The sequence below is a fragment of the Olleya namhaensis genome (genome assembly GCF_900114005.1).
Lineage (GTDB): Bacteria > Bacteroidota > Bacteroidia > Flavobacteriales > Flavobacteriaceae > Olleya > Olleya namhaensis.
Map to the genome: position 1 here is coordinate 141,680 of NZ_FORM01000004.1, position 20,413 is coordinate 162,092.

At 32.4% G+C, this 20,413-nt stretch carries 19 protein-coding genes; 11 read left to right on the forward strand and 8 right to left on the reverse strand.

All coding sequences use genetic code 11. The features are described 5' to 3' along the window. Positions 1-22: 22 nt before the first annotated feature. Entirely contained in the window at positions 23-550 is a 528-nt protein-coding gene (locus tag BMZ09_RS07815; protein ID WP_090839198.1) for a DUF4269 domain-containing protein, read from the reverse strand. 221 nt (positions 551-771) lie between these two features. Here BMZ09_RS07815 and BMZ09_RS07820 point away from each other — a divergent pair, with 221 nt between their 5' ends. From BMZ09_RS07820 to BMZ09_RS07830, 3 genes are all read left to right on the forward strand, one after another. Next, entirely contained in the window at positions 772-2,388 is a 1,617-nt protein-coding gene (locus BMZ09_RS07820; protein WP_090839200.1) for a CTP synthase, read from the forward strand. An 82-nt stretch (positions 2,389-2,470) separates the two neighbouring features. Continuing rightward, positions 2,471-4,375, forward strand: a complete 1,905-nt coding sequence (yidC, locus tag BMZ09_RS07825; RefSeq protein WP_090839202.1) for a membrane protein insertase YidC — start codon at positions 2,471-2,473, stop codon at positions 4,373-4,375. Positions 4,376-4,567: 192 nt separating this feature from the next. Beyond that, the gene (locus BMZ09_RS07830) at positions 4,568-5,251 is read left to right on the forward strand and encodes a toxin-antitoxin system YwqK family antitoxin (RefSeq protein WP_090839206.1); all 684 of its coding nucleotides are present in this window, start codon (positions 4,568-4,570) and stop codon (positions 5,249-5,251) included. A gap of 127 nt (positions 5,252-5,378) precedes the next feature. Here the strand turns inward: BMZ09_RS07830 and BMZ09_RS07835 are convergent, their stop codons facing one another. Then, positions 5,379-6,353 carry a fasciclin domain-containing protein gene (locus BMZ09_RS07835; RefSeq protein ID WP_090839208.1) on the reverse strand — a complete coding sequence of 325 codons (975 nt, stop codon included), beginning with the start codon at positions 6,351-6,353 and terminating at the stop codon, positions 5,379-5,381. 169 nt (positions 6,354-6,522) lie between these two features. On the opposite strand from BMZ09_RS07835, the gene mnmA reads away from it, so the two are divergent. Genes mnmA through BMZ09_RS07870 form a run of 7 tightly spaced genes read left to right on the forward strand, consistent with a single transcriptional unit; the run spans position 6,523 to position 13,427 of the window. Further along, a complete protein-coding gene (mnmA, locus tag BMZ09_RS07840; protein WP_262496856.1) occupies positions 6,523-7,728 on the forward strand; it encodes a tRNA 2-thiouridine(34) synthase MnmA in 1,206 nt (401 codons plus the stop codon). Positions 7,729-7,753: 25 nt separating this feature from the next. Then, the gene (locus BMZ09_RS07845; protein ID WP_090839210.1) at positions 7,754-9,379 is read left to right on the forward strand and encodes a S8 family serine peptidase; all 1,626 of its coding nucleotides are present in this window, start codon (positions 7,754-7,756) and stop codon (positions 9,377-9,379) included. Between the two features lie 60 nt (positions 9,380-9,439). After that, complete coding sequence (locus BMZ09_RS07850) at positions 9,440-10,381, forward strand: NAD(P)H-dependent flavin oxidoreductase (protein WP_090839212.1); 942 nt, start codon at positions 9,440-9,442, stop codon at positions 10,379-10,381. Between the two features lie 24 nt (positions 10,382-10,405). Beyond that, entirely contained in the window at positions 10,406-11,170 is a 765-nt protein-coding gene (locus BMZ09_RS07855; RefSeq protein WP_090839214.1) for an FkbM family methyltransferase, read from the forward strand. Positions 11,171-11,208: 38 nt separating this feature from the next. After that, a complete protein-coding gene (locus tag BMZ09_RS07860; protein ID WP_090839216.1) occupies positions 11,209-12,591 on the forward strand; it encodes an MATE family efflux transporter in 1,383 nt (460 codons plus the stop codon). Between the two features lie 28 nt (positions 12,592-12,619). Continuing rightward, positions 12,620-12,847, forward strand: a complete 228-nt coding sequence (locus tag BMZ09_RS07865; protein ID WP_090839508.1) for a hypothetical protein — start codon at positions 12,620-12,622, stop codon at positions 12,845-12,847. Between the two features lie 4 nt (positions 12,848-12,851). After that, positions 12,852-13,427, forward strand: coding sequence for a phosphatase PAP2 family protein (locus tag BMZ09_RS07870; protein WP_090839218.1), 576 nt, complete (start codon positions 12,852-12,854; stop codon positions 13,425-13,427). A gap of 1 nt (position 13,428) precedes the next feature. Here BMZ09_RS07870 and BMZ09_RS07875 read toward each other — a convergent pair whose 3' ends face one another. From BMZ09_RS07875 to BMZ09_RS07885, 3 genes are read right to left on the reverse strand one after another with little or no spacing between them, the layout of a single operon-like run. Continuing rightward, entirely contained in the window at positions 13,429-15,063 is a 1,635-nt protein-coding gene (locus BMZ09_RS07875; protein WP_090839220.1) for an ArnT family glycosyltransferase, read from the reverse strand. Continuing rightward, a complete protein-coding gene (locus tag BMZ09_RS07880) occupies positions 15,056-15,679 on the reverse strand; it encodes a lipid-A-disaccharide synthase N-terminal domain-containing protein (protein WP_090839222.1) in 624 nt (207 codons plus the stop codon). Before BMZ09_RS07880 ends, BMZ09_RS07875 begins: the two co-directional genes overlap by 8 nt. Next, on the reverse strand, positions 15,679-16,392 hold the full coding sequence (locus BMZ09_RS07885; RefSeq protein WP_090839224.1) for a glycosyltransferase family 2 protein: 714 nt from the start codon (positions 16,390-16,392) through the stop codon (positions 15,679-15,681). Before BMZ09_RS07885 ends, BMZ09_RS07880 begins: the two co-directional genes overlap by 1 nt. Before the next feature lie 94 nt (positions 16,393-16,486). Between BMZ09_RS07885 and BMZ09_RS07890 the strand changes: the two genes are divergently transcribed. Then, positions 16,487-17,431: an NAD-dependent epimerase/dehydratase family protein gene (locus BMZ09_RS07890; protein WP_090839226.1), complete on the forward strand. Its 945-nt coding sequence runs from the start codon at positions 16,487-16,489 to the stop codon at positions 17,429-17,431. Positions 17,432-17,435: 4 nt separating this feature from the next. On the opposite strand, the gene BMZ09_RS07895 is transcribed toward BMZ09_RS07890, so the two are convergent. The 3 genes from BMZ09_RS07895 to BMZ09_RS07905 form a co-directional block, all read right to left on the reverse strand. Then, complete coding sequence (locus tag BMZ09_RS07895; protein ID WP_177183517.1) at positions 17,436-18,644, reverse strand: PAS domain-containing sensor histidine kinase; 1,209 nt, start codon at positions 18,642-18,644, stop codon at positions 17,436-17,438. A 251-nt stretch (positions 18,645-18,895) separates the two neighbouring features. Then, entirely contained in the window at positions 18,896-19,777 is an 882-nt protein-coding gene (locus BMZ09_RS07900; protein ID WP_090839231.1) for a hypothetical protein, read from the reverse strand. 101 nt (positions 19,778-19,878) lie between these two features. Further along, a complete protein-coding gene (locus BMZ09_RS07905; protein WP_090839233.1) occupies positions 19,879-20,361 on the reverse strand; it encodes a hypothetical protein in 483 nt (160 codons plus the stop codon). Positions 20,362-20,413 lie beyond the last annotated feature (52 nt).

A 20,413-nucleotide genomic window follows, 5' to 3' on the forward strand; every position in this document is an offset into this window, starting at 1 on the left:
TGGTGATTTAATTAATGTAATATTATTTTTCCAACTCTAACAAAGCAAGATACGGATCGCCTTGTAATCCTAATAATTTTGCAAATGCAGGTTCTGTTTTTAATCCTGTAGATTTTAAGTGTCTTATTTTTTTCTTAAAGTCAATACCTTTCTCTATTAAAATTTGATACTCAACCATCATATGTCGATACGCATTTTGCTTCTCGGTTGGAATTTTCTGTCCAAAAATTTCAATTAAAAAATGATCAGTTTTAAATTCAGCAATAGTTGATTCAATTCCATTTTGGTGTGTCGAATAGATTTTGAAATCTTTTTCTTCCGAAAAATTTTTTATTAAATCACGATTGAATTGAGTATGGTTTTTACACTGACAGATTATATCTAAATCACTTTCAGGTAAGTCAATATCAAGCGGAATTGTTCCTGTTAATATTGGATTGTATTGTTGTAATTTATCTAAAATCCCAAACTTTTTTATTTCTAAAAAAGCAAGTTTCTGTTTATTGTTTCCGTTTGTTAAGTAGTCAATATTTTTAAAGTTGTCAATCAATTTTTTAGTTATTTTTTCTAATGGTGATTTTTTAAATACTACCTTTTTAATATTTTCTATTATCCGTTAAACAAAGTTAACGCAAATAAATAAGAAAGTCATGGGTGTCATTGACTTGATAGAGTTATAAAATAGAATTTAGAACTCTTCCAAAAATAAAACAGTAAACAGGATTAGTTTCAACTAAAAATCATAAATTTGCAAGCGTTTAACAACGCAACATGACATCAGAAACTAAGTACATATTTGTAACGGGAGGAGTAACTTCTTCTCTAGGAAAAGGAATTATAGCAGCATCTCTTGCTAAGCTACTTCAAGCACAAGGTTACAGAACCACAATTCAAAAATTAGACCCTTACATTAACGTAGATCCAGGGACGTTAAATCCATACGAACATGGCGAATGCTATGTGACTGACGATGGTGCAGAAACAGATTTAGATCTTGGGCATTACGAGCGTTTTTTAAACGTACCGACTAGTCAAGCTAATAACGTAACGACGGGACGTATCTACCAAAGTGTGATACAAAAGGAACGTAGAGGTGAGTTTTTAGGAAAAACAGTACAGGTTATTCCACATATTACAGACGAAATTAAACACAGAATCCAAATTTTAGGTAATTCTGGAGAATTTGATATCGTAATTACTGAAATTGGTGGTACTGTAGGAGATATTGAGTCTTTACCTTACATAGAAGCAGTAAGACAACTTAAATGGGATTTAGGGGATAATAACGCATTAGTGATTCACTTAACGTTAATTCCGTATTTAACAGCAGCCGGAGAACTTAAAACAAAACCAACACAACATAGTGTAAAAACTTTAATGGAAAGTGGTGTTCAGGCAGATATCTTAGTATGCCGTACAGAGCATGAGTTACCGTCTGATTTAAAACGTAAGTTAGCTTTATTTTGTAATGTACGTGAAGACGCAATCATACAATCTATTGATGCATCAACAATTTATGATGTGCCAAACATGATGTTAGATGAAGGTCTAGATAAAGTAGTACTTAAAAAATTAGCTTTAAACAGCGATGTTCCAGATTTAACAATATGGAACCAATTTGTAAAGCGTCATAAAAACCCAAAATCTGAAATTACAATCGGATTAATTGGTAAATATGTTGAGTTGCAAGATTCTTATAAGTCAATTTTAGAATCGTTTATTCACGCAGGAGCGGAGAATGAAGTTAAAGTAAATGTAGAATCTGTACATTCTGAGTATTTGAATGCAGATAATATTAAAATGAAACTATCACATTTAGATGGTGTTTTAGTAGCTCCAGGTTTTGGAGAGCGTGGTATTGAAGGTAAAATAACAGCAATCAAGTATGTCCGTGAAAATAACATTCCGTTTTTAGGAATTTGTTTAGGAATGCAAATGGCAGTTATTGAGTTTTGTAGAAACGTAATGGGATTAGCTGATGCTAACTCTACAGAGATGGATCCTGATACTACAAACCCTGTGATTGATATCATGGAAGATCAAAAAACAATTACAGATAAAGGTGGTACTATGCGATTAGGTGCATGGGATTGCCATATTGAAAAAGATAGTATAGCTTATAAAGTATACAAATCTCAAGATATTAAAGAGCGTCACAGACATAGATACGAGTTTAATAGCACGTTTAAAGATGAAGTGGAAGCTGCAGGTTTAAAAGCAACGGGTTACAACCCAGAAACTAAATTGGTAGAGATTGTAGAAAACCCATCTCATCCTTGGTTTGTTGGAGTACAATATCATCCAGAATATAAAAGTACAGTAGCCAATCCACATCCTTTATTTGTGGCATTTGTACAAGCAAGTTTAAAACATAGTAAGAAAAAATAAGTGTCAATTTGACACCTATTTAAAAGTGGTCGTATATTTGACTAATTAATTATTCCTTACAAATAAGAGGAACCAAACAATTATGGAAGAAAAAAAACTAGACGTTAAGTCGATAATAGGATTTGTTTTAATTTTTGCAATCTTATTATTCATGATGTGGCAAAACCAGCCAACTCCTGAACAATTAAAAGCACAAGAGGCAGAAAAGCAAGCGCAAATTGAAGCTAATAAAAAGGCTGAAGCAGCTACGCAAACAGATACTAAGGTTACTACAGCGGTAGATTATTCAATCCCAAAAGATTCTGCTCAAGTAGCAGCGTTACAATCTAAAATTGGAGATTTTGCATATTCTGCAGCAACATCTAGTTTTAAAGACAATCAATTAAACGTTAGTAATGATGTTTTAGATTTAAAATTTAATACTAAAGGTGGACATTTATCAGAGGTAAGACTTAAAAACTTTGTAGACTTTGATTCTATTCCAATCTATTTAGTAAAAGATGGTAACTCTGTTTTTAATATTCAGTTTCAAACTACAGATAATCGTACTTTAAATACTAAAGATTTATATTTTCAGCCAACAGTAACTAAAAGTGGAGATAATACTATTGTGTCTATGAAGTTAAAAACTGCTGAAAACAAGTTTTTAGAATATAATTACGTGATTAAGCCTAACCAATACATGGTTGATTTTACAATAAGATCTCAAGGTTTAGAAACAGCAATAAATACATCAAATCCAATTAATTTAGATTGGACTCAAAAAACATACAGACACGATCAAAGTATCAGTTTTGAAAACAGATATACGCGTTTAACATACCAAGCAGAAGGAGACGTTGATAAATTGTCTCAAATGAGTGAGGATGATGAGGTTGAACAAGATGTAGATTGGTTATCATACAGACAACACTTTTTTAGTTCTATCCTAGTAACAGACAAGCCTTTTAAGGAAGTTGCTATTACATCTAAAAATTTAGTAGAAGATGAAGCTAGAGATTCTATTTTTACAAAGCAGTTTTCTACAAAAACAGCATTAGCTTTAAGTGGTTCTAATCTTAATAATAATCTTAAGTTGTACTACGGTCCAACGGATAGTGAGATTTTAAAACAATACGATAATAACTTAGAAGAAAGTGTTCAATTTGGTTGGGGTATTTTTGGATGGATTAACAAGTATTTATTTTTCCCATTATTTGGATTCTTAAGTTCGTTCTTACCATATGGTATTGCCATTATTGTAATGACTATCTTAATTAAATTAGCAATGAGTTTTGTACAGTACAAGCAATACTTATCGCAAATGAAATTAAAGGTGTTAAAGCCAGAATTAGATGCTATTAGAGAAAAGCATAAGGATAATAAAATGAAAGCGCAACAAGAGACAATGGCGCTTCAAAATAAAGCAGGAGCTAGTCCTATGGCTGGTTGTTTACCAGCGTTAATACAAATGCCTGTATTTTATGCCTTATTTATGTTTTTCCCGATTGCATTTGCTTTAAGACAGAAAAAGTTTTTATGGGCAGAGGATTTATCATCTTATGATGTTGTAGCGGAATTACCATTTAGTATTCCGTTATACGGAGATCACGTGAGTTTATTCCCAATTTTAGCTGCTATTGCTATTTTCTTTTACATGAAGTTGACGACTGGACAAAACCAGATGTCTGCACCACAGCAAGAAGGTATGCCAGATATGGCTAAAATGATGAAGTACATGATATACTTTGCACCAATTATGATGCTTATTTTCTTTAACCAATATGCATCAGGTTTAAGTTTATACTACTTTATTTCTAACTTAATTAGTATCGGGATTTTATTAGTAATCAAGAATTTTATCTTAGATGAAGAAAAAATACATGCTAATATCCAGGTTCAGAAAGCAAAGCCTAAAAAGGAAAGCAAGTTTCAGCAAAAAATGAAGACGATGATGGAGCAAGCTGAAAAGCAGAAACAAATGCAACAAAAGAATAAGAAAAAATAAGAACCTAATAATTCCTTTCTTTCTAGGAAGGTGAGTTTTTGCACAGCTAAAATTCGGATAGGTTTTACAATATTAGCTGTCAGCTTTAACGTAAAAGTTAAGTTTGGCAGCTTTTTTGTTATAACAAAATCAAGTTATTAACGTTAAGCCATAAGGCCTAGTTTCCGCGAAAGCGCTATAATTACATTTTAAATGAAAAGATTAAGTATTGTATTGGTTGTTTTATTTACTAACTGCATCTTGTTTGCTCAGGATTTAAATCAGTTTGATGCTAATGGACAGCGTCATGGTGAATGGAAAAAAACGTTTAAAAACACAAAAGTTACGCGATATCAAGGTCAGTTTGATCATGGTAAAGAGATTGGGACTTTTAATTTTTATAAAAATATTGATGGTAAGGCGGTGTTAACTGCAACTAAAGTATTTAATGCGGATAACGACGTGGCACAGGTTACTTTTTTATCTAGTAATAAAAGAAAAATTAGCGAAGGTAAAATGCGTGGTCGTAACCATATTGGTAAATGGGTGATTTACCATAATAAATCTGATCAAGTTATGACGGAAGAATTGTATAACGATAAAGGTAAATTAGAAGGGTTGCGCCAGGTATATTATTTAAGTGGACAGGTTGCAGAAAAGGCATTATACAGAGATGGACTTTTACACGGAGAAGCTAATTGGTTTGCAGAAAATGGTAAACTTATTAAAGTGATTACGTATAAAAACGATAAATTTGATGGTGTTTATAAAGCCTATAATAAGCAAGGTGTTATTGCTACTGAAGGGCACTATAGAGATGATGTTAAGTGTTGCATTTGGAAACGTTATAAAAATGGAGCAGTAGTAGAAGAAAAAGATTTAGATAAAAAAGGATAACTTATTTGATGTTATTAATACAAAAAACGCCTTAATAAAATAAGGCGTTTTTTTTGTTTGATCTAAATAGATCCTGTTAATTAAGGGAAGAATGTGTTTATATCAAACTATATATTATGTTGTGTGATTACATTTGTGGTGGTAAAACTACTTTGTCAATAGCGTGTACAACACCGTTTACTGCTTGAATATCTACTAAAGATGTTATAATATTGCTTACACGGTTATTAGCATCTGTTAGTGTAAATGCTGTTGCATCTGCAGTGATGTCTCCACCAATAGTAGTTACGGTTCCTGATGTTAGTATTGACGATTGTACGTTTGCGCCAACAATGTGATACGTTAATACAGCGTCAACAGTTGCTGTGTCTATATCTGTAAGAGCGGTTACGTTAAGTTCTGTTAGTAAGTCTCCAAATGCTGCGTTAGTTGGTGCAAAAACTGTAAATGGTCCTGCTGTTGCATCAGATACTGTTGTAATATATGGTACTGTTGGTGCACCTGTATCTGCATAGGCTAAGGCATCTACTAATGTTGATAATCCTGGGTTTGTAGTTGCAAAAGTTGCTATTGTTGGTAAATCTATTACTACATCTACAACATGTACAATTCCGTTAGATGTTGATACATCTGCTAAAGCTACATTGGATGCGCCATTAAATGTTACTCCAGAAGTTCCGTCCCAGTATAAACTCAAGTTAGAGTCGTTTGGACCTGATGCTAAAGTATTAGTGTATCCTGTTGCTCCTGCTAAATCTGAAGACATGATATTGGCGCCATCAATAACGTGGTTTAATAAAATCTGTGTTAAAACATCATCCGGTACATCTGCTAAAGAGTCAAATCCTTTAGCTTGTAAAAAAGCAGTAAAGGCATCGTTTGTTGGGGCTAATACGGTTCTGCTACCTGATGCAGATAAGGCATTGACTAAATCGGCTTGAATTACAGCTTCAACTAAAATACTTAAACTAGGTGTTGCTTGTGCAGTTTCTACTATGTTTAATTGTTGAGGTTCCATAACCGCAGCATCATCGTCGTCACTACATGACCAAAATGTTACAATTGCTAAAAAAGCTAGTGATAATGTTTTTAAAGTTTTCATAATAATTATTTTTTGTTGTTTTGTTTAACAAATCTATAAAAAGATTAAACATTAATATTTTAAAGATTTGTTAAAGTTTTTAAAATATTGTTTTTCAGTCTATTATGGTGCTTGTCCAATTAGTGTTAAGTGGTAGTAAATTTTACAGAAAGCCTTATCTTTGCAGTCTATTTTAAAAATTGTCATGAAAAAAAGAGTTATTGTTGGTTTGTCGGGAGGTGTAGATTCTAGTGTTGCTGCGTATTTATTACAGAAGCAAGGTTATGAGGTTATTGGTCTTTTTATGAAAAATTGGCATGATGACTCTGTTACTATTTCTGACGAGTGTCCCTGGTTGGACGATAGTAATGATGCGATGCTGGTTGCAGAAAAATTAGGAATTCCGTTTCAAACGGTAGACTTAAGCGAGCAGTATAAAGAACGCATTGTGGACTATATGTTTGACGAGTATGAAAAAGGACGTACGCCAAACCCTGATGTATTATGTAATAGAGAAATCAAATTTGATGTCTTTATGAAAATTGCTTTAGATTTAGGTGCAGACTATGTTGCAACAGGACATTATTGTCGTAAAACAACATTAACTAAAGATGGACAAGATGTACATCAATTATTGGCAGGAAAAGATCCTAATAAGGATCAGTCTTATTTTTTATGTCAATTATCTCAAGAGCAATTGGCAAAAGCGTTGTTTCCGGTTGGAGAATTATTAAAACCTGAAGTTAGAGCAATAGCAAAAGAACAAGAACTAACGACTGCAGATAAAAAAGACTCGCAAGGGTTATGTTTTATTGGAAAAGTAAGATTGCCAGAATTTTTGCAACAACAACTTAAACCAAAAGAAGGTGTTATTGTTGAGATACCAAAGGATAATGCTTTTTATAATGAAACAGTACCGACGTTTAATTCTAAATTAGAAGAACTACAATACCAATCTAGAAAACCAAGTTATGAGGTGTCTCAAGGAAAAATAATGGGTAAGCATCAAGGGGCACATTATTTTACTAAAGGGCAACGTAAAGGACTGGCAGTTGGTGGTACAGTAGAACCTTTATTTGTAATTGATACAGATGTAAAAGAAAATGTTATTTATACTGGACAAGGCACAGCGCATCCTGGTTTGTATAAAAGCGCATTATTTGTGTCTAATGAAGAGTTGCATTGGGTTAGAGAAGATTTAGCATTAGATACAGACGAAACTATGCAGGTTTTAGCTAGAATTAGATATAGACAACCATTAGAAAATGCAACATTGCATAAAGTTGAGTCTGGGTTATATGTCGAATTTGAAAACCCACAATCTGCAATTACTGAAGGGCAATTTGTTGCTTGGTATTTGGATGAAGAATTAGTTGGTTCAGGTGTAATTTCTTAAATTGCAGTAACAAATTGTTGCTGACATGAAACACCTATACTTTTTATTATTTTTTGCTTTTTCATCTTGCTTATTTGCTCAGGAACATGCTTGGGTGTATTTAGCAGACAAGCCTGATAGCGCAGTAGCTTTAACTAATCCTATTTCAATCTTAACTCAAAAAGCATTGGACCGTAAAGCGGCACATAATGTTAGCATAGATTTTAGAGATGTCCCCGTGGACGAGAGTTATATTTCTGCTGTAAAGTCACAGTCAGGAATTACAGTTATGTCTAAATCTAAATGGTTTAACGCATTACATGTCTTAGGTACGCAAGCTGATATTAATGCCTTATTAACAGTTACCGTTAATGGTAATTTAGTAGTTAGCAGCATAGATTATGCAGATACTAGTTTAAATGCAAGACCAAGTGCAAATCAAAATAAACATGATTTTGAAGCTAGTTTAACAGACTTTACTTACGGAAATACCACAAATCAGGTCACTATGATTGGGGTTGATAATTTACATCAACATGTAAACAGTTATACCGGTACTGGTATGACGGTCGCTGTTATAGATGCAGGTTTTACTAATGTAAATACCATGAATGGCTTTCAACGTTTAAGAGATGCTAACGGAATTTTAGGAGGTTATGATTTTGTAGATCGCAATACAGATATTTATGCTTACACAGGAAACTCGCACGGGACTTGGGTATTAAGTGATATGGCTGGTTTTATTGAAGATCAGTTTGTTGGAACAGCGCCTGATGCAAGTTATTATTTGTTTAGAACAGAAAATGCAGCGACGGAAACACCTTTAGAAGAAAGTTTATGGATAGAGGCGGCAGAACGTGCAGATAGTTTAGGTGTGGATGTTATTAACTCATCTTTAGGGTATACCACGTTTGATAATCCTAATTATAGTTATACACCAGCCCAAATGGATGGGAACACAGCTTATATTACAAAAGGTGCTAATATTGCTTTTGAAAAAGGAATTTTGGTAGTTAATTCAGCAGGTAATTCAGGGTCTTCAAGTTGGGGTATTGTTGGTGCTCCTGCAGATGCTGCGGGTGTCTTTAGTATCGGAGCGGTTAAAGCAGATGGTACGTATGCATCGTTTAGTTCTAGAGGTAGTAGTGCACAACCAACTCAAAAACCAGATGTTGTAGCACAAGGCCAAGCTAGTTATGTTATAAATACTAATGATAATATTACGACTTTAAACGGAACGTCTTTTAGTGCTCCAATTTTAGCTGGAGGTATTGTGTGTTTATGGCAAGCGTTACCAAATTTATCAAATGCCGAAATAATGCAAGTGGTGCGTGAGTCAGCATCACAATATAATACACCAGATAATTTTCTGGGCTACGGTATTCCAGATTTAGATTTAGCAAGAACGTTATCTAATACCAATTTTCAAAACGATATGACTACAGTAAAATTATATCCAAACCCTGTTTCTAATCAATTAACAATACAGTTACCATTACAGATTGAGGAAGCTAGTGTAAGGTTATACGATGTCTTAGGAAAAAAAGTTATTGATACTAAAGTCAATAGTATTAATAAAACTATTAATACAAATCCATTATCTAAAGGTGTGTATTTAATTAAGGTTGAAGCTGAAGGGCTTTCAATAGCTAAAAAAATTATTAAAAATTAGGCATTCGGTTATTTTTTTTAAAGAAACTAAAATGCAATTGATTCAAAAATCCCATTGAATATGTCAAACAAAATCACCCAACTTTTTAATATTAAACATCCAATTATCCAAGCAGGAATGATTTGGAATAGTGGTTGGAAATTAGCTTCAGCAGCAAGTAATTCTGGAATATTAGGATTGATTGGTGCCGGAAGTATGTATCCAGATGTGTTAAGAGAACACATTCAAAAATGTAAAAAAGCAACAGATAAACCCTTTGGTGTTAATGTTCCAATGTTATATCCTAATATTGAGGAGATCATGAATATTATTGTGGAAGAAGAGGTTAAGATTGTATTTACTTCCGCAGGAAATCCAAAAACGTGGACCAAATGGTTACAAGATAAAGGGATAACAGTTGTGCATGTTGTTAGTAGTGTTAAGTTTGCTTTAAAAGCACAAGCAGCAGGTGTAGATGCCATTGTAGCAGAAGGTTTTGAAGCAGGAGGACATAACGGTCGTGACGAAACGACTACGCTAACTTTAATTCCAATGGTGCGAGAACAACTACAAATTCCGCTAATTGCAGCTGGAGGTATTGCTACAGGAAAAGCAATGTTAGCTTGTATGGTTTTAGGTGCTGATGGTGTGCAAGTCGGGAGTCGATTTGTGGCAAGTACAGAAAGTAGCGCGCATCAAGCATTTAAGCAAGTTGTGGTTGATACTAAAGAAGGTGACACCCAATTGACGTTAAAAGAATTAGCGCCTGTTAGACTTGTTAAAAACAAGTTTTATCAACAATTAGAAGCGTTATATAAAACGAGTCCGACACCAGAACAACTTAAAGAATTATTAGGTCGTGCGCGTGCCAAAAAAGGGATGTTTGAAGGAGACTTAGACGATGGCGAACTAGAGATTGGTCAAATAGCAGGGTTAATTCACGATATAAAACCAGTAGCTGAAATTGTTAAAGACATGGTTGCGGAGTTTGATGTGGCTAAGTCTAATGTTGGACAACTGTAATTTTTAGTGGCCTAACATATTATAATGCTAATTAAAAAACTGCTTTTTAAATCTTATCAAATTAAGTGGATTCCAAAATGGATAGGTCTACTTGGTGTTTTTCAGTGCGTTAAATTGTTACTCTCTAAAACTAGTAAAGCGCCGTATTTAGTTTTAAAACTGAAGGGATATGATAATAAAGTTTACCTAAGACCAAAAACTTCCGACTTAAAAATTTTCAAACAAATTTTTATTGAAGAAGAATATAATGTCACTTTTCCAGAACAGGTTAATTATATCGTAGATGCTGGTTCTAATTGCGGGTTTTCGATAGTGTATTTTAAAAATAAGTTTAAAAACGCTAAACTTATAGCTATTGAGCCTGACACTTCTAATATTGAAATTATTAAAAAAAACACCACAGGCTTTAAGGATGTGTTTATTGTAAAAGGCGGTGTTTGGAATATAAATACCGATTTAAAAATTCTGAATAAAGATGCTGGTAAATGGGCCTTTAGAGTGGTAGAAGCAATAGATAATACTAAAGAATTTAAAGGGTATAGTTTGGATGCCATCATGTTGGAGCATGACATTAAAATAATTGATATATTAAAAATGGATATTGAAGGTTCAGAGAAAAATGTTTTTGAACAAAACTATCAATATTGGTTATCTAAGACTACATTTGGCTTTTTAGAATTACATGAAAATTATGCGCCTGGTGTTACAGACTTGGTCCATTCTAGATTAGACGAATTTAATTTTAAAGTATCTAAGTCAGGTGAAAATGTAGTGTTTTCAAAAAAATAGGAGGTATCTGTTTTTAAATGAAATTAACGTAAAAAGTAATGGTATTAAGTAATTACACTAAAGAGTTTAAATACAACTGGCAGCTTGCAGCTCCGGTTATGTTGGGAATGCTTGGTCATACATTTGTCAGTTTTGTAGATAATATCATGGTTGGTCAAATGGGAACAGCAGAGTTAGCTGCTGTGTCATTAGGTAATAGTTTTATGTTTATTGCCATGTCAATTGGTATCGGGTTTAGCACTGCTATTACGCCTTTGGTGGCAGAAGCAGATAGTGCAAACGACTTTGATAAAGGTAAATCGGCATTTAAACACGGGTTGTTTTTGTGTACCGTTTTAGGGATTTTGTTATTCTTATTAGTGTTTTTTGCTAAACCTTTAATGTATTTAATGAAGCAGCCTATTGAGGTTGTGGAGTTGGCTATTCCATATTTGGACTTAGTCGCGTTTTCATTAATTCCATTAATTATATTTCAAGGGTTTAAACAGTTTAGTGATGGGTTGTCATTAACTAAATACCCAATGTATGCTACAATTTTAGCCAATTTAATAAACGTAGGATTAAACTACTTGCTAATCTTTGGTAAGTTTGGTTTCCCAGAAATGGGAATAATCGGTGCAGCTTACGGAACGCTGGTATCGCGTATTATAATGGTAATCTATTTATGGTGGTTGTTAAAAGGACGCGCTAAATCTAAAGACTACGTCACCAATATTAAATTTTTTGTATTAGATAAATTAATGCTTAAAAAAATTATAGGATTAGGAACGCCTAGTGCTATGCAAATGTTTTTTGAAGTAGCCATTTTTACTGCTGCCATTTGGCTTAGTGGATTATTAGGTAAAAACCCTCAAGCAGCCAATCAAGTGGCCTTAAACTTAAGTTCTATGACCTTTATGGTGGCAATGGGACTTAGTGTTGCTTCTATGATTAGGGTTGGTAACCAAAAAGGATTACATCAATATTTAGAGTTGCGTCGTATTGCGGTGTCCTTATTTTTAATGGGCTTTATTTTTGCAGTTATTTTCGCATCTTTATTCTTGATTTTTAATCAATTTTTACCTTGTTTATATGTCGATTTTGATGATGTTGTAAACTTTAAGGACAATATGGAAGTGGTCACAATAGCTTCAAAATTGTTAATTGCAGCAGCAGTGTTTCAAATTAGTGATAGTTTGCAAGTTGTTGTTCTTGGAGCTTTAAGAGGACTTCAGGATGTTAAAATTCCAACTATAATTACATTTATCTCATACTGGTTAATTGGATTCCCAATCAGTTGGTATTTTGGTAAGGAAGACGCTTATGGTAGCTTTGGTATTTGGTTAGGATTACTAGCTGGTTTAACTTCTGCAGCTATTTTATTGTTTATACGTTTTAATTATCTAACTAAAAGGTTAATTTTGAACTCGGCTAATAACTAACAGCCAAATGCTAAAAGCTAAATACAACATGGAACTACCAAAATACATATTAGGCGATAATACAGATTTACCAAATGCAATTTTTGTAATTCATACTGAGTTTCCTAGATTTATTATCAATCTAGAAGATGACGAAGTGGAATGGTTTGAAGATTTTGACCAACACGACGAAAAAGAATTAGAAATGGAGACTGAAAATCTAATCAAAGAAGCAACTGCTTTTTATGATAGAGAAGTAGCACGATACGACGAGTAATTATATGTTAGACCAATTAGTACAATACGATAAAGAGCTTTTTTTATTTTTAAACGGATTAGGATCTACCACTTGGGATGGTTTCTGGATGTTTTATACAGATAAAGTTCATTGGATTCCGTTTTACGGAATCTTAGCCTATTTTATGTACAAACGGTCTAATACAAAAATGTTTGTATTAACGGTTGTAGTTATTGCTTTAATGATTTTATTTACAGACCAAATTACAAACCTTTTCAAAAAAGTATTGGTAAGACGTCCTAGACCTTGTCATGAAGACGATCTTATTCAGGTCATGCGCTTAGTTAAGTCGTCCTGTGGTGGTGCTTTTGGGTACTTTTCTGGTCATGCCAGTAATAGTATGGCAGTTGCTATTTTTTCTGGATTAGTATTACGCTATAAATACAAGTATTTAATATATTTCTTGATAGTTTGGGCAATAGTAATGGCTTACAGCAGAGTGTATATTGGAGTACATTATCCTTTAGATATATTAAGCGGAATGTTATTTGGTGCCTTTTCTGGAGTCTTGTTTTACAAGTTAGATAAGTACTTTCAATCTAGATTTCAGTTAAAATAAATTACTTCTTTTTAAGATAATAATACTTAGCAATCAGTCGGTCTTTATACTGTTTGCTATCTGGCGCGCTTTCATTTAAATCGTAAGTTGTCTGTTGTGTAATAGTATAAATTTTACTTATCGCCTCTAAATCCTTTTGACTCATATAATCAGATAGGACAGCAAATTCATTCTCTAAAGGAAAATTAAAAGTAGTCTTGTCTTTAGAGATCTTCGGGATCTTTTCGCCATATTGCCATATTACTTCAGGCGCAATATTATTGATAATATAAAGTTTGGTATTTGTGTTTTTGGTTTCTTTTAAAAGCTCAGAAATTGGCTTAAAATTGTCACTAGTAAAGCTTTTTGTTAACGGTAAACCGAAAAGAAAGATAGCTGCAAAAAACGCAGTGGTTAATAAGAAAACTGATTTAATCTCTTTTTTTATTAGTTGTGATAGTATTGCTAAACCTAACACAAAAACAACTATAGCAAATAGGATAAACTGAAACAGGTTAGTATTTAATTGATCAGCAAATTTAAAATACACTAAAAAAGGAGCTACAATACCAACTAGAGCAATTAAACCAAAGTTAAAATACACAGGAATAGTTTCACGCTTATCTTCTAGAGTTTTAAACTTACGAATTAAATACTCGATATAAAACCCAATATTTAAAGCCAACGGAATTAAAACAGGCATTAAATAACGTGATTTTTTCTCAGGGATTACAGATAATAGTACAACTGCAAAAAGTGTCCAAAATAGCGTGAATTTGTAAGCTTTCAAGTTTATAACTCTTGTCTTTAAATAAGGGTATAATAAACTTATAAAAGCAGGAATAGTCCATAACCCACTTTGTGTAAAAAAGCTCCAATAGTAATAAAATGGTCTAACATTATAACTAGTCCAATTTCCTGTTTCTTTACTTGTAATAGCAGCAAATGTTGTCGGATCTTCAAGTCTGACATAAAAGTACCACCAACCACCAATAACAATGGCTATTGCAAGTGTAGTTATAATAGGTAATATTTTTGTTTTGATGTTTTTATATTTAAAACTGAAACCATAGGCTAATAAAAACGGTAATAATAACGCGTAAAAGCTAACAGGACCTTTACTTAATATAGAGCATCCAATAAATAGTGCTGCAAATAAGACGTGTTTCCAATTGGTGCTTTCAGATTTAAAAAAGGTAAATAAGTAGTATATGGCTATCATCATAAAGCCATGTGTAAAAATATCCCATGGGGCTTCAATAGTGATACCAATAATATAAAATGATGTGATTAATATTAGGGTGTTTATTATACTATGCGTCTTGTTTTGTAATATAGATTCTGATAGTTTAAAACTAAAAACAGCTAATACCATAATCATTAGTATAGCAGGTAGACGCATTCCAAAGATACTCTTTACTCCAAAAAGTAGTCCTGAAAAAGCAGTCAGCCATGTTGGTAATGGTGGTTTTTCATAACGTGCTTCGCCATTCATGGTGGTTAATAGCCAGTTATTATCCTGTATCATTTCTCTTGCAGTAATAAAATTACGTGCTTCCATGATTGTTACTTGTATGGTTTCTAAGTTTGGTAATAACATAATTGCTATAATCAAACAAATAATAGTAAGCGGATAATCTTTAAATAGCTTAGGCATTTTGTTGTTTTAAAATTAACAAATTTCTGACGTAAATAACCGCTCCTAAGGAGTGTCCCACTAGCAGTACATAGTCTACTCTAAAAATAGCGTAGGTTAAAATTAATAGGGATCCTATTAGGCTTAACGCCCAAAACCCAAGAGGTAAAGACGATTCTTTGTTTTTTTCAGAATATAGCCATTGGTATACAAAACGTAATGTAAATACTATTTGAGAAACTATCCCTAATACTAATAACCATAATGGGATGGCTTGGTTTTTAAATAACTTAACCGTATCAATAGCGTTGTTGTTAAAATAGAAAACGGTAATAAAAACAGGCATTAATAGTAAAATCCATCTGATGCCAGCCGGAAATGTTTTCCATTGGTTTTGCAACTGTAAATTTCTAATGTAGATATAATAGGTAAGACCTTGACCTAACATAATTGCAAAGTCATCACGTAAATACCCATAAATAAATAGTAAAAACGAAGCGATTAAACTTAGCGTCCAAAATAAGGTTGGCGTAATTACTCGTTTTTGTTTCTCGCTAGTAATCCATTGGATTATTAAACGAGACGAGAATAAGGTTTGCGCCAAAAAACCAATGCTAAGTATAATCCAGTTGCTCATTATTTTTTCTTAGCGACTTCGTAATTAATGTACTTTTTCTTCATCCATAAATACGCAAAACAGTCCATTAAAGGTCCTAAAAGCCTATTCCAAACCCCAAATTTTGCTTCTCCAGCAACTCTTGGAAAGTGCTGTACCGTTATTTGCTTAGTTGTTCCGTTTTGTAACATGATCATAGCTGGTAAAAAACGGTGCAACCCTTTAAACATTGGGATACGTTTAGCATAATCTGTTTTGATAACTTTTAAAGGACAACCTGTGTCATCCATTCCATCTTTTGTAAAAGCACGTCTAATACCATTTGCAATTTTAGACGACATGTTTTTTACAAAACTATCTTTTCGGTTAGAGCGGACACCAGTAACTAAATCAAATTCACCAATATGTGCTAGTAGTAGATTAAAGTCTTCAGGAGCTGTTTGTAAGTCTGAGTCAATATACCCAACTAACTCCGTTGTAGTATAGTCAAAACCAGCTTTTATTGCAGCACTTAAACCACGATTTTCTTTAAATAATATGTAGTCAAAAGCATCATGTCTGCTGCAAATAGCTTCGATTAATGCTTGACTTTTATCTTTTGAGCCATCATTAACAAATAATATTTTAGTTGTTTTTGTTGCTATTTGCGTGTAAGCTAATAACTCCTTTTCAACTCTTAATAAATTATCTTCCTCGTTATATACAGGAACAATGATGGTAAACTGGTAATTCATAAACCTATTTTAGTGCTACAAATGTATTGTTTTTTAGATAATTGAAATCGGTATCGAAAAAAAATATGTTTCTTTGTAGTATACAAATGCACTTATGAAGATTTTAGTTACTGGAGCAGCAGGTTTTATAGGCTCTCACACATGCGAACGTTTACACGATTTAGGTCATGATGTTGTTGGTTTAGATAATTTTAATGATTATTATAGCTTAGCGCTGAAAACCTTAAACGAAAAGGCACTTTTAGAAAAAGGAATCAAGATTATTAAGACCGATTTAAGAGCTGATAATTTAGCTGAAGCTTTACCAAAAGATATTAATTATATTTTTCATTTTGCTGCACAGCCAGGTATTTCGGCAAGTTCAACTTTTGAAGATTATTTTACTAATAATATTATTGCAACTAAAAACTTAATTGATTACGCTTTAGAGTGTTCTAACTTGGAGTTGTTTGTAAATATTGGGACGTCTTCAATTTATGGCTTGGAAGCAACTTTTCCAGAAACTAAAGCACCAGAACCAGCATCGCATTATGGGGTTACTAAATTAGCAGCAGAGCAACTTGTATTACAAAAAAGTAGAGAGAAACTATTTAAAAGCTGTACTCTGCGTTTATATTCTGTGATTGGACCAAGAGAACGTCCAGAGAAAATGTACACCAAATTAATAGCGTGTGCATACAATGGAGAGGCTTTCCCGTTATACGAAGGAAGTGCGACACATTTACGTAGTTTTACCTATGTTGGAGATATCGTGGATGGTATTGTTAGTGTTGTTGGTAATGACACTAAAGTAGATGGCGAAATTATTAATCTTGGTACAGAAGTAGAGCATACCACACAAGATGGTATTGAGGCGGTTGAGCAAGTTATTGGGCAGTCTATAAAAATTGATCACGTAAAAGCTAGAGTTGGAGATCAATTACGTACTAAAGCTAATATTGATAAAGCTAGAAAATTGTTAAATTATAATCCGCAGACTACTTTATTACAAGGTGTTAAAGCTCAAGTAGAATGGTACAAGACTAATTTTGTAGCGTAATATTTTAAATACTAGTAGGCAAAGCAAATGAGAATTGACTTCCTTTATTTACATTACTTTCAACCCAAATTGTTCCATTAAGTTTTTCAACCAATTCTTTGCAAAGAATTAGTCCTAATCCCGATCCTTGTTCGTTAGCAGTGCCTGGTAAAACAGTGGTATTGGAGAGTTCAAAAATAGTATTAATGCTTTCTTTACTGATTCCGACACCGTTATCAGAAACACAAATTTCAATTAACTCTTTATTAGTAGTAACTGTAATGTCTATTTTACCTCCTTTATTAGTGAATTTAATAGCATTAGAAATTAGATTTCTTAAAATGGTTTGTAGGATATTTTTATCAGTATATAACTCAATTTTGTCAGTGGGTTCATAGTTTAAAGAAATGTGCTTAACTTTTGAAAGAGATTTTTTAAGCACTATTACTTCCTGTATAACTTCTGATAGTAAAAGCTTCTCTGGCTTTAAACTAAGTTCTTTAGTTTGTGATTTTGCCCAACTTAAAAGGTTGTCAAGCAGAATTAAAGTGTTTTTAGCTAAAGTGTCTATTAATCCAATATATTCTTTAGATTCTTCATCTTCTGTAGTGCTTAAATTTTCAATAAGTAGTTCTGAAAAACCTGTTATACCATAAAAAGGGCTTCTTAAATCGTGCGCTATGATTGAAAATAATTTATCCTTAGTATTATTGAGTATTTTTAATTGTTGTTGGCTTTCTTTTATTACCTCTTCATTTTTTTTGCGTTCAGTAATGTCGGTGGATAAGCCACAAAGACCAACAATTTTACTGTTGTTGTTTTTATCAAAAAGCGGAGTTTTTATTTCTAAAAACACTATTCTGTTACCGTCATTGTCTTTGGATTCTACTTCAAAATTAGTGTTTTCTCCAAGTTCTAAAATACGCCTATCAATCTGTGATAATTGTTCACAGGTGTCTTTTGGAAAATAGTTTAAATCACTACTTCCTTGTAACTCTTCTGCTGTACAATTAAATAATTTGAGTGTTTTTTTATTAGCGTACAAATACTTCCTTTCTGTATCTTTTATGTAAATACAAGTATCTAAATGGTCTAAAGTTGATTGTAAATAGCTGATTCTAACTTCTGCTTTTTTATTTTCAAGTGTAGCTTGTTCTAGAGCATTTTTAGTTTTATTCAGGTCTATTTGTAAACGGTCATTCTGCTTCTTTAACTCCGCATAAGTAGGCTCCATAGTCATTTATTATATTAGCTAACAATTAAGCTTTTGAAAATAATTAATAAAAGACGGCTTAATTTTTAATAGCGAAAAACAAAGTTAACATATTTTTAACAAAGTCAAGTTGTGGTAAATAATACTGTTAGTAGTTAGCTTTTGTATTGATACATTCAAGTAGAAGTTTTAGAACGTATTACTGCTTCAATAAATTTTGACGTGTTTTAGAGCTTGTAAAACATGGCGTTAAAGTGTATTTGTAAACTATTTTATTGATTAATAGTGTAAACGACTTCATTGTTGGAGTTAAAGTAATTCATTAATAAATTTACACTGGAATAGTTGAATACAAACTCGGTCCAAAATTCTTGATTATAAATATTATTTTCATTTTTTTCAAGCACTTTAATAACATTATTTTCTGACAGATAAGCAGGTCCAATATAGGGCATAAAAACGGATGTGGCTATAAACACATCTTTAAAAGGATTTGGATTGGAATCGTAGGTATATTTATAAGTATAATGCGTGTTTGTGCTAATCTGTTCAACTTCTGTTACATTGGTGAATGTTTGGTTGTATGTAAATTTTTGAAGATTAAAACTAGGCTCAGAACCTTGTCCACGGTGGTCATTATATATTTCTTTTATTTTTCCATTAGGATAATATCCGAAATAATTTTCTTCAACGAAATAATCATTATCCATAAAAATACTTTTTAATAATCCTGCGTTGTTATAATTAAACGTGTAAGTTTTAATAACCTCATATTCATTACAAAAGTTCTTACGTGTAGAAACGACTTTGTCAATTAGGTTTAGAGAATTATATGAAAAGTCATATATGTTTTGTTCGCAGCCTTGGTAATGTGGTAAATAAAATACCATTTTAGAAAGTGTGTTTGTGTTTTCTAGATATTCAAATTCCCATTTTCTATATGTATTTCCATAGCTAACTAATAAAATAGAATGTATTGAGTTTTTGAGTTCTGCTTTTGAAAGTTCATTTAAAATTATATTTGGTTCATCCAATTCAAAACCCAAATCTACGTGTGCTAATGGACTATTTTCTATTTCTGTATATTCGTAGCCATCATCTTTATTACAACTGATAAATATAGTCAGAATCAGTATTATCAGAATATTTTTCATGGGGGTTAGGTTACTTGTGTATGATTAGACGCTAATTCTAATGCCTAAATTAGTAAATTAAAACCGAATAGATGTTTTGTAAGTGTTATATTATCAGTTGATTAAAGTGATGGGCTGTAATATAGTCCTTTGATGTTAGGGGAAGAGTACAAGCTTCTTATAGAATCTTCTTCAAAGTAAATAATTGGTCCATCACCCGCTGCTATTCCAGTTGCGTGTTCATATATACCACGTTGAGAATAGTTCTCTTTTAATTGCAAATTATAGTAGCTTCCAAGTTCAATTTTTTTCCATTTGGATTTAATCAAATCACTTTTTTTGGATAGTATTTTATAATATTTATCTGCTTTAAAAGCATACATCATATAGCTGTTGTCTATAGAATCAATTTTTAACACTTTAAATTTTTGATTTAAACTATCTGGAATAATTAATTTAGATGTGGTTAGACTTTTAATATCTTTTACTTTAGTGTGTATCTCTAACGAATCCTCTTTTTTGTTTTCAGTTGTGTTACCACAAGAATGTAATAAAAAAATGAAATTAATTATTAGAATAAATAGTTTTAAAGGACTTTTTTTCAAGTTGTCGATGGTTTTTATTAGATTAGTTTTAGCGTTAAACTTCTAATTTATA

Bases quoted from the DNA above. Each gene is read 5' to 3' on its own strand.
- BMZ09_RS07875 (WP_090839220.1), bottom strand. From the start codon at position 15,063: ATGCCTAAGCTATTTAAAGATTATCCGCTTACTATTATTTGTTTGATT.
- BMZ09_RS07855 (WP_090839214.1), top strand. From the start codon at position 10,406: ATGCTAATTAAAAAACTGCTTTTTAAATCTTATCAAATTAAGTGGATT.
- BMZ09_RS07860 (WP_090839216.1), top strand. From the start codon at position 11,209: ATGGTATTAAGTAATTACACTAAAGAGTTTAAATACAACTGGCAGCTT.
- BMZ09_RS07845 (WP_090839210.1), top strand. From the start codon at position 7,754: ATGAAACACCTATACTTTTTATTATTTTTTGCTTTTTCATCTTGCTTA.
- BMZ09_RS07895 (WP_177183517.1), bottom strand. From the start codon at position 18,644: ATGGAGCCTACTTATGCGGAGTTAAAGAAGCAGAATGACCGTTTACAA.
- yidC (WP_090839202.1), top strand. From the start codon at position 2,471: ATGGAAGAAAAAAAACTAGACGTTAAGTCGATAATAGGATTTGTTTTA.
- BMZ09_RS07900 (WP_090839231.1), bottom strand. From the start codon at position 19,777: ATGAAAAATATTCTGATAATACTGATTCTGACTATATTTATCAGTTGT.
- BMZ09_RS07890 (WP_090839226.1), top strand. From the start codon at position 16,487: ATGAAGATTTTAGTTACTGGAGCAGCAGGTTTTATAGGCTCTCACACA.
- BMZ09_RS07850 (WP_090839212.1), top strand. From the start codon at position 9,440: ATGTCAAACAAAATCACCCAACTTTTTAATATTAAACATCCAATTATC.
- BMZ09_RS07830 (WP_090839206.1), top strand. From the start codon at position 4,568: ATGAAAAGATTAAGTATTGTATTGGTTGTTTTATTTACTAACTGCATC.
- BMZ09_RS07820 (WP_090839200.1), top strand. From the start codon at position 772: ATGACATCAGAAACTAAGTACATATTTGTAACGGGAGGAGTAACTTCT.
- BMZ09_RS07880 (WP_090839222.1), bottom strand. From the start codon at position 15,679: ATGAGCAACTGGATTATACTTAGCATTGGTTTTTTGGCGCAAACCTTA.
- BMZ09_RS07870 (WP_090839218.1), top strand. From the start codon at position 12,852: ATGTTAGACCAATTAGTACAATACGATAAAGAGCTTTTTTTATTTTTA.
- BMZ09_RS07865 (WP_090839508.1), top strand. From the start codon at position 12,620: ATGGAACTACCAAAATACATATTAGGCGATAATACAGATTTACCAAAT.
- BMZ09_RS07835 (WP_090839208.1), bottom strand. From the start codon at position 6,353: ATGAAAACTTTAAAAACATTATCACTAGCTTTTTTAGCAATTGTAACA.
- BMZ09_RS07885 (WP_090839224.1), bottom strand. From the start codon at position 16,392: ATGAATTACCAGTTTACCATCATTGTTCCTGTATATAACGAGGAAGAT.